We start from the raw sequence: 12857 nt of genomic DNA on the forward strand, positions 1-12857 counted from the left end.
GGCTGTGGAGGGGTTGACGGCGTTGCGCAGGCCCAGGTCCTGGGGACGAAGTGACTCAAGCCTGGGTGTTTGTTTGATCCGTCAGGACGAAATGCCCAAGCTGAGGCGAACTAGAGGAAGACCTGCTCCACATTATCACCAGGGTCGGCTTCCCACGCCTTCGCCAGGTTCAGGACATCGTCGAGCGGCTCGTCGGGATGCGACGTGGTGCAGAGAAATCGCTTCGGATCTGAGCCGTCGCCGACAACGATCCAATCGACCCTTTCTTCCAGATCGTTGGCGCCCGCCCCGACGATCGCGAGCAATGATACGCCTTCGGCAAGGCATTGCTCCACAAAACCCGTCAGAAGCGCTTCATCGGAAAGGGGTGAGTGAAGGACGATTTTTCGAGCGAGAGGCATTTGCGGATTCTAGGCTATCGTCAAGACGCCCGCAATCGATCCCCTGCAAACCGCGGTGACAAGGCCAAAGATTCGTCGTTAGAGTTCCAGCACCTTCGCCAACGGGCCATCCTTGGCGGCGAGGCGTGACCATCCCGACGCTATCCCCTGTTGCAGTATTGCGAATAGTTGTCCTCGCACCGATAGGTACGCCTCAATCGGCTGATCCCCCGATCAACGCCTGCCGTTAATTGGGCTTCGATCGCCGATATGTTTCAAAAGCGTATGACCGATGATATCTCTCTGCGCCTGCTGGATCAGCGCATTCGAAACCGCTTCATTGAGCTTTTCGACGTCCTGTCAGAGGGCGACGAGGCTGTCAGGCATCTTGGATGGGCGGAATACTTCAACTGGTTCTTCGACTGGTTCCCCGATGAGGGGCCTATGCAGCATCTCTCTGCGATGACCGATCGAGAAACCGAGGCTGCAGAAAGCGTTCTCGCGGCAATGCGTGACGCTTACAACGCTACTCCGCGTTTCATGACCGACGATGGCCTGATTTCGACCGGATGGCCGAAGCGGATTCAGCCGATCGCCAAACAGGCAGCCGATGTTTTCCTCGTGCGCGGTCGCTTTGATGAGGACATCGCCGAGCCTGACAACGCCTAGAACAGCCGGCGCAAAGCCGGACGATTGGATCACGCCGAGGACTGCCCCTCACCCTAACCTACCGGGGTCGAGCCACTGGTCTCAACCCGTCCTGCGGACCCCCGTAAAGACGGGGAGAGGGGACGTGCCACGCGAGACGTGGCGGGGAACGGAGAGGTCGCCGCATTTTCCCTTCTCCCCGCGAGCGGGGAGAAGGTGGCGGCAGCCGGATGAGGGGCAGGCGGCGATCTCTGAGCGGGGATTGTCGCATGTCGCAACTTTTCTTGAAAAACGATGCCGACACAACTGGGCGGAACACGATCGATGATGATAGTTATCAGGCAGGGATCGGTGATGCCGACCTTGAAGCGCGATCCAGACGATCCGGCTGTCCATCAATTTAACGATCGCGTCGGCAGAGAAGTTCTCAACCGTCGATCATGCCCGGATGCGTCGCTGTCCTTGCTCCAAAGCTCACCCCCCGCTCCGTCCTCCTCGGGCTTGACCCGAGGATCCACTCTCGCCTCCGTCAGCCGTGGGCATGGATTCCAGGCTCAAGGCCTGGAATGACGGAGGTTGGGGCCGTCTTAGCCGGATCCCCAGGACTCCGTTGCCAAGGATCATCCGGTGCGGCACGCAGTGGGGCGCTGTCGTCATCGAAGGCGCGGTGGTTGTCGGTTTCGATCGCGGGAAGGGAGGCGTCCACTGCGTGCCGCACGAGAGCTGGTAGCGCGGCATTCTTGCGCCCACTTTGCCGGGATCATACCAATCCGTAAGAATGCAGCCCCGGCCGTAACAGAAAGGCTCTCGTCCTCCACGTACCCATGCTTTCAACCGCAGGACCATCGCTCCATCGGCAAAAACCACGCATTCAAGGCGTCGTCATCGGTCCGGTTTGGGCGGCATCAAATTGCCGAACTCCATCGGAAAAGGAAATATGATCGTCGAGGTCTTTTCGCCGGCGATGACGTTCAATGTACTCAAATAACGAAGTTGCATGGCCTCGGGTTGCCTGGCGAGGATTTCGGCTGCTTCAAGCAGTTTGGCTGCAGCCTGCTGCTCGCCTTCGGCATTGATGATCTTGGCGCGCCGCTCGCGCTCGGCTTCCGCCTGACGGGCAATTGCGCGGATCATCGATTCGTTGATGTCGACATGTTTGATCTCCACATTGGCGACCTTGATGCCCCAGGCATCGGTCTGGGCGTCGAGGATTTCCTGAATGTCGATGTTGAGTTTGTCGCGTTCCGCCAGCATCTCGTCGAGGTCATGCTTGCCGAGCACCGAGCGCAGTGTCGTCTGGGCGAGCTGGCTCGTCGCCATCATGAAGTCCTCGACCTGGATCGTCGACCTCTCGGGATCGACGACCCTGAAATAGATCACCGCGCTGACGCGGACCGAGACATTGTCATGCGAAATGACATCCTGGCCGGGCACGTCGAGCACCCGCGTGCGCAGGTCGACCCGCATCATCTGCTGGACATAGGGGATGAGCAGGATCAAGCCGGGCCCCTTGACACCGGTGAAACGGCCAAGCGTGAAAACCACGCCGCGTTCGTATTCCCGCAGGATCTTGATCGCAGATGCGACGACGACGAGCAGAATAAAGATGATCACAAGATAGAAGGCGAGATCTGCAAACATGCCCATGGCTTTTCCTCCTGCATCTGAAGGCCGCTAGGCCTCCTGCGAACTGCGGGCCACTTCGAGCGTCAACCCATCCCGACCGGTCACTTTCACGCGGTCACCGGCGGCAAGCGGCTCAGTTGAAACGGCCTTCCAGCGCTCGCCATGAGCGATGACGTAGCCCGAGATGCCCGTCCAGCTATCGACCTTGCCTGAAATTCCGATCATCTGCTCGCCGCCGGTGACGACATCGTGCCCGCGCGAGATGAAGGCGAGACGGGCAATGATAAGGCTAAGACCGAGGCAGGCGACGGCGATTGCGCCAAGCACCGGCCAGGAAACCTTAAGCCCGGGTATATCCGTGTCGAACAAGATGGTAGCGCCGAGCACCAGTGCGATGCCGCCGCCGACGCCGAGTGCGCCGAAGGACGGCGAATGCGCCTCGACCACCGTCAGACCCACGCCGAGAACGATCAGCCCCAGGCCCGCAAAACTCACCGGCAGCAAGGCCAGAGCATAGAGACCAAGCAGCAGGCAGATGCCGCCGATCGTTCCCGGCACCAGCGTCCCGGGCGTCAGAAATTCAAAGATCAGGCCGTAGATACCGACCATCATCAAGATCAGCGCGATGTTCGGATCGGTGATCACCGAAAGCAGGCGGGTTCGCCAGTCCGGTTCAAGTTCCTGGACGATGAGACCCGATGTTTCGAGCCGGACATCCGTTTGACCGACCCGCACGACCCGGCCCTGCGCCTGTGCCAGGAGATCGTTTATATCGGCCGCCGTGAAATCTATGACCTTCTCACGCAGAGCTGCGGCGGAGGAAAGGCTCGCGGCCTCGCGCACGGCGCGCTCCGCCCAGTCGGCGTTGCGATTGCGCAGTTCCGCAAGCCCGCGGATATAGGCCACCGCATCGTTGATCGCCTTCGCCTCGCCGGCATCGCGCGGCACTTGCCGCTGCTTGCCGGTCGTATCAGGGCTGTCGTTTCGGTCACCATCGGATGGTCGGCCGCCAAGTGCGATCGGCGTCGCCGCACCCAGATTGGTGCCCGGTGCCATTGCCGCGATATGGCTTGCGTAAAGAATATAGGTGCCGGCGCTGGCGGCTCGTGCTCCGCTGGGTGCAACGAAACTCGCAACCGGTATCGACGAGCCAAGAACCGCCCGAATGATGTCGCGCATCGACGTGTCGAGACCGCCGGGCGTATCGATCTGCAGGACGACTAGGCTGGCGCCACGTTCATTGGCCCGTTGAAGGCCGCGTCTTACATAGTCGGTCGTCGCCGGGCCAATCGCCCCGTTCATCTTCAGGACTATAGCGACACGCTCAGCTTCGGATGCGGGCGTCGCCAGGCCCAAAGCCGAGAACAACGTCAGCAGCAAAGCAAGGATTGACGGCATCCACCGCCAAAGCTCCAAACGCCACACAATCGTCCGCCGGACTCTCATATTTTGAAATATATGGCAGAACTGCGAAACGGTAAGAGACAAGTCCTTTCTCTGCGCCGCGTCGAGCGCGGCTGGAAACATTCGCGGCTTTAATGCAGCCCCGGCCGTTCGACCCTCGCACTTTACCAAAATGTATAGTTCCAGCGAGGTCCCCGTGAGGTTTGGAGCGCAGGCTTGGCGCCATCATTGCCAAGTCGAGGTCAGCTTTCTCATGAACATGCGCGCTACACCTGCCGCCCTAATGCCCGCCCTTCATCCGGTCAGCCTGCGGGTGAACACCTACCTGATCAATCTCGACCGTGCGCCATTGCGCCGGTTTCGAATGGAGCGCCTGCTGGCAAGCCTCGGCCTTGCCTTCGAGCGCGTGGCGGCGGTCGATGGGGCAGGGCTGAGCCTGCCGCATCCGGGCTTTGACGAAGCAGCCTATCTCAGCCGGCACGGCCGCCGGCCGAACCCTTTCGAGATCGGCTGCTATCTCAGCCATGTCGCATGCGCAAGGCGCTTCCTCGGCAGCCATGCCGAGTTCGCGCTCGTTCTGGAAGACGATCTCGATTTTGATGACGATCTGGCCGAGCTGCTCGATGCGGCCCTCGAGCACCAGGCGCGCTGGGACATCCTGCGGCTGTCGACCGTCAATTCCGGGCGAAAGCACAAGGTGGAGCCGCTGACAGCGTCGCGCTCGCTCGCTATCGCGCTCACCCGCGAGAAGGGGTCCGGCGCCTACCTCATCAATCGCAAGGCGGCGGGCTGGATTGCCGGTGTGCTTGTCCCCATGCGCCTGCCTTATGATCTCGCCTTCGATCTGGAGTTCGATGATGGGCTGAGCGCCTGCTTCGTCGATCCACTGCCGGTCAGCCAAAGGGCCGATCCCTGTTCCCAGATCCAGGCAGGGCTTTCGGCCTATCGGCTTGGCCGCCGCCGGCCGTGGAGCGTCCTGCCGTATCGCGCCGCCGCTGAAGTGCGCCGCTTTGCTGCCCGCTTCAGCCGGCTCGCGGCATGGCGGATGAGAGGTTAATACCTCCCGCAGAAGCGAGAGGGAAGGCGATCGAAACGATGAGGCCGGGATGATTATTCGCCATGGTGATCTCAGCCGAATGCAGGTCGGCGATCGCCTTGACGAGGCTGAGCCCGAGGCCGCTTCCCGGCGTCGTGCGGCTCTTGTCGAGCCGGTAGAGACGCCGGAAGACCTTGTCCCTTTCGCCGGCGGGAATGCCGGGGCCGGTATCGGCGACCGAGACGATAGCGCGGCCGCCCTGGCAGCGCAGCGAAATGGTGATGCCAGTTCCGGCCGGGCAATGGTTGATCGCGTTCTCCACCAGGTTGGCGATCATCTGCGTCAAGAGATCACGGTCGCCCCGGATGAGGGCGGGACAGCGCTCCGCGATATCAAGCGCCATCAGCGCGTCTTCGGCGACATCGACATAGACCTCGGAAATCACGGCAAGCACGGCGTCGATATCGGTTGCCTGGAAACGCTCCTTGCGGGCGCCGGCCTCGATCTGGGAAATGCGCAGCAGCGCCTCGAAGGTGGCGTTGATCCGGTCGCTCTCGTGTCTCGCTTCGTCAAGCAGCGCCGAAACATCCGCCTGCCGGTCATTCCCAGCCACCGCGGCATCCAGCGTCAGGCGCAGCCTGTTCAGCGGCGTCTTCAGATCGTGGGCGATATCGGCGCTCACCTGCCGCATGCTCTCGACCAATCTCTGCAGCCGCTCCAGCGCCGCGTTGATCTGGATCGCCACCGTATCGAGATCGTCGCCGTTGCCGGTGATGGCAATGCGGGCGTCGAGCGCGCCGTGGGAGACGTCGTTCATGGTGAGGGCGACCCTGTCCAGCCGCGCCTGGGCGCGAACGGCGAGAAAGACGCCGCCGCCGATCGCAGTCGCGACGACGATCGTGGCGGCCCATTCGAAGCTCACCAGCACGATCCGCAGCATCTCGTCGACGTCGTTGAAGTTTTCCGCCACCACCAGGCTGTAGGGGCCGATAGTCGAGACCTGCATCCGGTAGCGTTCATGCCCCTTCAGCCCGACATCCCTGGAGGTGACGGTATAGACGCCGTTCGGGATGCGGGGTGCGGCGAAGTTGCCGGCAAGTTTGCGCCCGCCTGCATCCGTCAGCGAATAAAGCCCGTCGGAGGTCGACTGGAAGCTCGCATAATTGTTCAGCGTATTGACCAGATCCTCGGTATCATTGGGTTTGTAGGTCGAGACAATAAGCGAATTCATCTCGCCCAGCGACTGTTCGAGATCCCGCTCAAGGCCGAGGCGCAGCATGTGATAGATGATCGCGCCGCTCAGGATGAAGGTGACGACGAAGAGCACGCCGAAGGTGACGGCAAGGCGGAAGGGCGTGCTCCGGCGCAAGCTAGCGAGGCGCATGCAGGCTGTATCCGGTGTTGCGGACAGTATGCAGAAGCTGGACCTGGAACGGCTTGTCGACTTTGGCCCTGAGGCGGCTGATATGGGTCTCGACGACGCTGGTCTTCGGATCGAAGTGGAAATCCCAGACCCGCTCCAGCAGCATCGTCTTGGTGATGACCCGGCCTTCGCCGCGCATCAGCACCTCGAGCAGGGTGAATTCGCGCGGCTGCAGCTCGATCACCTGGCCGGCGCGGCGGGCCTCCCGCCGGATCAGATCGAGCTCGAGATCGGCCACCTTCAGCACCGTCCTCTGCTCCTGCACCGGAGGGCGCCGGCCAAGCGCATTGACGCGCGCCAGAAGTTCGGAGAAGGCAAAGGGCTTGACCAGATAATCGTCGCCGCCCGCCTCCAGCCCCTCGACCCGATCGTCGACGCCGCCGATCGATGTCAGGAACAGCGCCGATGTGCCGACCTTGGCGGCCCTCAGTGAACGCACGATCGCCAGCCCATCGAGACCCGGCAGCATGCGATCGACGACGATGACGTCATAGGCCTCGCGCTGCGCCTGAAACAGCCCGTCGCGGCCGTCGCCAACCACGTTACAGACATGCCCGGCCTCGGAAAAGCCCTTGGCGATATAATCGGACGTCTTGGTATCGTCCTCGATAAGCAGGATTCGCATCAGCCCGATCTTCCCGGCATGCCTGGGGGCGAGATCTAGCCGAGAGGACGGCTTGGCCACAACTTACGGATTCGTAAGGTGACGGGCGGGGGTGGCTTCAGGCGCAACCGGACGCTAGGAGTTTCCGGCCGTTCCTTGGAAAGAAGTGATGCGTTAGGCTTCTCTCGTCTCGGCAAGCTTAGATGACAAGGAGGGGACGGTGACGAACATTCCTAATAGTATGAAAACAGAACTCGCAGCCTGGAATGATGGTCGAGGGATCAGCCTCCGGGACTGGACCGCCAACAGCGGGAATTTCTCACTCGCCGTAGGCTATTCAGAGATATTCTGGCCGCGCTTCGTAGCGTTTGAAAAATACGTTCTCGTTGATGGTTTCAATATTGAGGGTTTGCGATCGTTCGAACAAAATCCTGAGGCAACGCGCCAGTCTATCGAATGGGTAATGAACCATTTTCACATCGCCGACATTCAGCACTCGGCATGCACGGATATGGCGGGCGACAAGCTGGCGATCCTGGGCGAACGGCTGCGCGAAATCTACATGGTCAAGCTTGGGTGGCAATTTCCTGATCGGACATTCGTCGTAGAGTTTGTTCAGCCGGAACGGGCAGATGACTTCCCAGATTATCAGATGAGCTTTTGCCAAACATGATTTCTGCTGTTGAAGTTGGCTTGCCCTAGATCCAACCATTGGCAACGGGCATGGATCCCAGGCTCAAGGCCTGGGATGACGGAGGGTGGGGGGAAGGGGTTGCCATGCTCCACCCGCCGTTCTCTGTGGCGAGGAGACCAAGAGGCCGGGAACCTCCTCCTCGTGCGTCTGCCATCCGTCTTGGCGTGTGAAATTTCCGCGCTACCTCTGCACACGGCAATGGAGGAAGATGATGAAGATGCGTAAGTTCACGATCGCCGATGTGTCGTTGGAGCGTTCCCCCGGTCAGGAGGCAGACATCTCCGTCGGCAATCTGGTCGACGAGCGGCACGGAGGGCCGATCACCATCGGCTATGGACGTTACGCGCCCGGCCAGAGCCTTACCGAGACGATGGCGGTTGATGACGTGATGATCGTTCTGGAAGGGCGGCTTTCGGTCTCGACAGATGCCGGAACAGTCACCGCCGGGCCAGGCGAAATCATCTACATGCCCAAGGGTGAAACGGTGACCATCCGCTCGCACGAGGAAGGCGCGCTCACCGCCTATGTCACCTATCCGCATTGGCGGCCGGCACACGCCTAGACCGCCAGCTGCGGCTCAGCGCTGGTATTCGGGCTCGCTGCGATCAAGCGCGCGTTTCACGGACTCCAGATGGAGCCGGGCCGACTCCGGGTCGCCTTCGCGCATTTGCCGGTAAGCCGCTTCGGCGATCTCAGGCGCGACGGCAAGGACTTCGCGTCCGGTCGACAAGGCGAGCGTCTGCACTTCGCAGGCGCGCTCGAGGTAATAGAGGTCGTCCCAGGCCTCGGCGATATTGGGTGCGCAGACCATCACGCCGTGGTGCTTCATGAAGACGATGTCGGCATCGCCGATTGCCGCCGCGATCCGATCGCCCTCGCGCGCGTCGAGCGCCAGGCCGTTGTAGCTGCGGTCGACGGCCGTGCGTCCATAGAATTTCAATGCTGTCTGCCCGGCAAAGATCAGCGGATCGCCCTCCGTCATCGAAAGGGCGGTGGCATAGGGCATGTGGGTGTGGAACGCCGCCTTGGCGCGCGGAATGTTCTTGTGAATCCTGGCGTGGATGTAAAAAGCGGTGGCCTCGGGCTGCCCGTTGCCCGACACGACGTTGCCGTGAAAATCGCAGATCAACAGCATCGAGGCCGTCAGTTCGGCGAAAGCGTAGCCGTACGGGTTGACGATGAACAGGTCGTCATAGCCGGGAACGACGGCCGAGAAATGGTTGCAGATCCCTTCCTCCATGCCGAGCCTTGCCGCCATCCGGAAGCAGGCGGCAAGATCGACGCGGGCCCGCCAAATGTCGTCCGTATCGAGTTTCGGCTGGTTGGGACCGCCGGCAGGTGATGGGGCTGTATTGAGGGAGTGCGCCATGGTTTCGTTTCTGATCGTTGTCGAAGGAGAGGGTGGCTATGTTCTGAACTACGCCCGGATCAGCTTCGCATCAAGCCGGCTGGAGACAAACATGGTTCGGTTCATTTGCATATTTTTACCCACGCCGGTCTCCCATCAGCAGTGGGCATGGATCCCAGGCTCGAGGCCTCGGATGACGGAGGGTGGGGAGGCGCTTTCCGCCAAACTCCCCGTCGGCGCAGCGGATGGCTCGCCCCGCGGCTCGACCCGAGGGGGTGTCGAAAAACACCTAACTTGCCAGCCCAGTCTTATTCCGGATCGACAGAAGATGAGCCATTGCATCGATAATCGCGTGGTCGTCGTAGGGTTTCGAGAAGAACCTGCTTCCGGTGGGGAGGTTGCTCTCTTCGAGGATTGCTGCGCCGGAGGCAACAATCAACCTGACAGGCGGCCACCGATCGTTTATGTAATGGGAGAGCTTGATGCCGTCCATCGTGCCCGGCATCTGAACATCGGTGAACACCAGATCGACATCGTCTCGCGATTCAAGGATGCCGATTGCCTCGTCCGCATCGCAGGCCTCCAGCGCTTCGTATCCCGCAGATACCACCAGATCGACCGCACCCATCCGAATGATCGTGCTGTCTTCGACGACCAGGACGACCGCCTTGCCATTTTTCATCACTCACTCAGTTGAATTAGAGTTCGGAGTCTCGCAGGCTCCGATGGGATAGCGCGTAGGAAGCCATTCGGTTCCTACGCGGCCGTAGAAATGTCGCGGGAACCGGCGCTTTCCCGGTGGCTGATGGTGACGGCGGTGCCGGGACCCGTATCGCTCAGCTGAATTTCGCCATTCAGGGTCTTTACCAGCGCCTCCACAATGCCGGTCCCGAGGCCCGCCTTTGGTGCTTCGCTGCCCGCAGGCATGCCGATGCCGTTGTCGGTCACTGAGAGGGTCCAGTCGTCGCTGGATGATCGATAGTCGATGATGATTGTGCCCGGTCGTTCATCGGGAAAAGCATGCTTGAGGGCGTTGATGACAAGCTCGGTCACAATTAGCCCCAAGCGAACGGAAACGTCCGCGTCCACGGCGCTGTCGTCGACCGTCACTTGAATCGAAAGCCTGTCTGGGTCAGCGATCATCGACGCACCGAGGCTTTGGCAAAGCTGAGTGAAATAGGTATGGAGTTCAACCTTGCCGCCGTTAGACGTCGAGAGTTGCCGCTGCAGGGCCGCAATCGACATGACCCGGTGATGGGCATTGTGGAGGTGCCCGCGCGCTTCCTCCGACTGGACCCTGCGGGCGCTCTGCATGAGAACGCTGGCAATGATCTGGAGGCTGTTTGCCACCCTGTGCTGGACCTCCTGCAGCAGGATCGCATTATCGCGAACGAGATCATCTTTCAGCCGAGCCTCGGCGCGCATATCGGTCACGTCGGTGATGGCAAGAAGCAGGCGAATATGATCGATGTCGCCGTCATCGAGCGTCCGTGCATTGACGACCAGGTGCCGTGTTTTCTGGTTTGGCCGTTGAAAGTCGATTTCGTAAGCCTCGATAGTGGCACTTCCTGAGGCGGTGGCCGTCAGCAGTGACGCAAGCTTGGGCATTGCCCATTCGCCGTTTCCAATTTCGCTGAGGCGTTGGCCGCAAACTGTCCGGGGGTCGATGTCGAAGGCCCGGCAGAAGGATGCGCTCGCCGCGATAACCTTCAGGTCGTCGGATAGGAAAAGCAGCGGTTCATTGGACGATACCACCACGGCAAGAGTGCTCGCCGCTTCAAAATGCGCTGGCGCTGTCTTTTGCATGGAGAGGCCCTCAAGGGCCGGAGACTCACGAAGCAAGTCATCACTCGGCGACAATGCCAACCGGCCAGAAGGCTCAGTCCGACAAAGAGACTGTAACACGCCGAGAGGTAATCTCTTCATACTAAATATCGCGGCCGCCATGGTGACGCGATGAGCGATGATGAGGAATATTCATTGCTTGGGAGCGAGGCCATCGAGCAGGAAGTCGAGGCCTTTCCGGAAAGCGCCGTCCCACCAACAGCAGATGGGAGCGTGCGATTGTCGGTTGGTGTTGGCTGCGTGAAGCTCGCCATGCACGTTCGCTCCCCCGGTAACCTCTGAAGGGGTTTCCCTGGAGAATGGCCTGCGCCCCGGAGGCGAAAACTGTCGGTCCGCCTTCAGCCCTAAGAGCGGACCTTTTTGGTTATCGAAGGATAAGGCTACTTTGCGCCCTCATGTCGGCCGTAGAAAGCAGGCATCGCCGGCGACCACGCTGGAAGGTCTCAGTTGCGGCAAAACCGGAAGATAGAACTGCTTCGCAACAAGTCCGATTTACTTGGTCAGCAGACCTCTGGTCCGGTAGAGTCCCAAGTCTCCACCTGGCCGCAGACCGAAAAGCCGGAAAACGCCTATCTCATAGTAAGCTGATGCATCTGGAGCGCCCATGATGAAGTCGAGCGGATCCACCGAGGCAGTGAGGATCGAGGACCTTGACGACGCGGGGTTGGTTGAACACGCGCGACAGCTTGACCCCGCCGCATTCTGGCTAATCATCAAGCGTCACAATCAGCGGCTTCACCGGGTCGCCCGCGCCGTCCTGAATGACGACACCGAGGCGGAGGACGTACTTCAGGAAACCTACATCCACGCCTTCACCCATCTGGCCGAATTCCGCGCGGAGGCGCGGCTGTCGACCTGGCTCACCCGGATCGCGCTGAACGAGGCGCTGGGACGCCGCCGGAAAAGACGACCCACCGTAGACGCGAAAGCCATCGAAGGCATGGTCGCTCCGTTCAGCGCACACAAGCCTGATCCCGAAGAGGCGGCCGCTCTCGCTGAAATCCGCGGCCTGCTGGAGCGAGCCGTCAGTGACTTGCCAGAGCCCTTTCGCATCGTCTTTGTCTTGCGGGACGTCGAGGAAATGAGCATTGAGGAAACGGCTTTTCTTTTGGCATTGCGACCTCAGACAGTGAGCACCCGTCTTTATCGCGCACGCCGGCTGCTCCGCGAAACGCTGCGGGACAAGCTCGCCACCGTGTTCACGGATACGTTTCTCTTCGCTGGCGCTCGTTGTGACCGCCTCGCGCAATCAGTCCTCGATCGGCTCGCAATTCGCCTGGTTCGAAAGGCTACTCATCTGTTGAACGCGGCGACTGAGCGCGCCTAGAGCCTTTCCGGGTTAGATTGAAACATTCTGCCGGAGCAGGTTTTCGTCAGGGCAAAGGCGATTGGCGATGGGCATACCTCTTGGTACGTCCGAGCCGATCGCCTTTGCCCTGGCGGAAAGATGCCCGGCCCTTCGGGTTGGCTGAAACGGGCCGGCTGATCGACCGGCCGGCTTGGCCGTAGAGCCGGGCTACGACACGCGCCGGCCGGTCGACCATCCGACTCCGTTTGAGCTAACAGAATGCTTCAATCTAACCCGGAAAGGCTCTAGACGCCGTCCACGCCGAGATTACGCCGGCTCCTTTCGCAGGGCCTTTGTAGCGGGACACGGGAATATTTTGGCGGCCCGGACCATCTAATCGTCAGGCAAATGCATTCGGTGCCGCGGTGCTGACAGCGGTGTTGAATCAACAAACATAGGAGACCGCCATGCAGGGCGCACTTCACCTATCCCGGCGTCAGTCGCTTCAGGGACTTATCGTACTCGGTGCCGGAGTGGCACTCAGCGGAATTACGCGGCCTT

At 60.8% G+C, this 12857-nt stretch carries 13 protein-coding genes and 1 pseudogene; 5 read left to right on the plus strand and 9 right to left on the minus strand.

The genetic code is table 11. The features are described 5' to 3' along the window. Nucleotides 1-110: 110 nt before the first annotated feature. Nucleotides 111-401, minus strand: a complete 291-nt coding sequence (locus tag HX898_RS20980; RefSeq protein WP_138328735.1) for a hypothetical protein — start codon at nt 399-401, stop codon at nt 111-113. Nucleotides 402-665: 264 nt separating this feature from the next. Between HX898_RS20980 and HX898_RS20985 the strand changes: the two genes are divergently transcribed. Then, nucleotides 666-1049 carry a hypothetical protein gene (locus HX898_RS20985; RefSeq protein ID WP_180195623.1) on the plus strand — a complete coding sequence of 128 codons (384 nt, stop codon included), beginning with the start codon at nt 666-668 and terminating at the stop codon, nt 1047-1049. A gap of 861 nt (nt 1050-1910) precedes the next feature. Here HX898_RS20985 and HX898_RS20990 read toward each other — a convergent pair. Together HX898_RS20990 and HX898_RS20995 are read right to left on the minus strand one after the other, a co-directional pair. Continuing rightward, nucleotides 1911-2675: a slipin family protein gene (locus tag HX898_RS20990; RefSeq protein WP_003550345.1), complete on the minus strand. Its 765-nt coding sequence runs from the start codon at nt 2673-2675 to the stop codon at nt 1911-1913. A gap of 27 nt (nt 2676-2702) precedes the next feature. Continuing rightward, nucleotides 2703-4052 (minus strand): nodulation protein NfeD, encoded by a 1350-nt coding sequence (locus HX898_RS20995; protein ID WP_180195624.1) that lies wholly within the window; start codon nt 4050-4052, stop codon nt 2703-2705. 259 nt (nt 4053-4311) lie between these two features. Here HX898_RS20995 and HX898_RS21000 point away from each other — a divergent pair, with 259 nt between their 5' ends. Beyond that, nucleotides 4312-5115, plus strand: a complete 804-nt coding sequence (locus HX898_RS21000; protein ID WP_180195625.1) for a glycosyltransferase family 25 protein — start codon at nt 4312-4314, stop codon at nt 5113-5115. On the opposite strand, the gene HX898_RS21005 is transcribed toward HX898_RS21000, so the two are convergent. Next, a complete protein-coding gene (locus HX898_RS21005) occupies nt 5081-6478 on the minus strand; it encodes a HAMP domain-containing sensor histidine kinase (RefSeq protein WP_180195626.1) in 1398 nt (465 codons plus the stop codon). The two genes, HX898_RS21000 and HX898_RS21005, sit on opposite strands and share 35 nt — an antisense overlap. Then, nucleotides 6465-7142 carry a winged helix-turn-helix domain-containing protein gene (locus HX898_RS21010; protein WP_180195627.1) on the minus strand — a complete coding sequence of 226 codons (678 nt, stop codon included), beginning with the start codon at nt 7140-7142 and terminating at the stop codon, nt 6465-6467. The genes HX898_RS21005 and HX898_RS21010 overlap by 14 nt, the downstream gene beginning before the upstream one ends. Nucleotides 7143-7341: 199 nt before the next feature. Here HX898_RS21010 and HX898_RS21015 point away from each other — a divergent pair, with 199 nt between their 5' ends. Further along, complete coding sequence (locus HX898_RS21015) at nt 7342-7794, plus strand: hypothetical protein (protein WP_180195628.1); 453 nt, start codon at nt 7342-7344, stop codon at nt 7792-7794. Between the two features lie 232 nt (nt 7795-8026). Next, entirely contained in the window at nt 8027-8377 is a 351-nt protein-coding gene (locus tag HX898_RS21020; protein WP_138328730.1) for an AraC family ligand binding domain-containing protein, read from the plus strand. Nucleotides 8378-8392: 15 nt separating this feature from the next. Here HX898_RS21020 and HX898_RS21025 read toward each other — a convergent pair whose 3' ends face one another. The 4 genes and pseudogenes from HX898_RS21025 to HX898_RS21040 form a co-directional block, all read right to left on the minus strand. Further along, nucleotides 8393-9184 (minus strand): aldolase, encoded by a 792-nt coding sequence (locus HX898_RS21025; protein WP_180195629.1) that lies wholly within the window; start codon nt 9182-9184, stop codon nt 8393-8395. Between the two features lie 268 nt (nt 9185-9452). After that, nucleotides 9453-9845, minus strand: a complete 393-nt coding sequence (locus HX898_RS21030) for a response regulator (RefSeq protein WP_180195630.1) — start codon at nt 9843-9845, stop codon at nt 9453-9455. A gap of 74 nt (nt 9846-9919) precedes the next feature. Continuing rightward, nucleotides 9920-10969 carry a PAS domain-containing sensor histidine kinase gene (locus HX898_RS21035; RefSeq protein ID WP_138328727.1) on the minus strand — a complete coding sequence of 350 codons (1050 nt, stop codon included), beginning with the start codon at nt 10967-10969 and terminating at the stop codon, nt 9920-9922. A 171-nt stretch (nt 10970-11140) separates the two neighbouring features. After that, nucleotides 11141-11246, minus strand: a pseudogene (locus HX898_RS21040) (TetR family transcriptional regulator); the annotation flags it as partial. A gap of 366 nt (nt 11247-11612) precedes the next feature. On the opposite strand from HX898_RS21040, the gene HX898_RS21045 reads away from it, so the two are divergent. Then, nucleotides 11613-12335: an RNA polymerase sigma factor gene (locus HX898_RS21045; protein ID WP_138387890.1), complete on the plus strand. Its 723-nt coding sequence runs from the start codon at nt 11613-11615 to the stop codon at nt 12333-12335. The last annotated feature ends 522 nt before the right edge of the window (nt 12336-12857 follow it).

Source organism: Rhizobium sp. WYCCWR 11128, assembly GCF_013416305.1.
Lineage (GTDB): Bacteria > Pseudomonadota > Alphaproteobacteria > Rhizobiales > Rhizobiaceae > Rhizobium > Rhizobium indicum.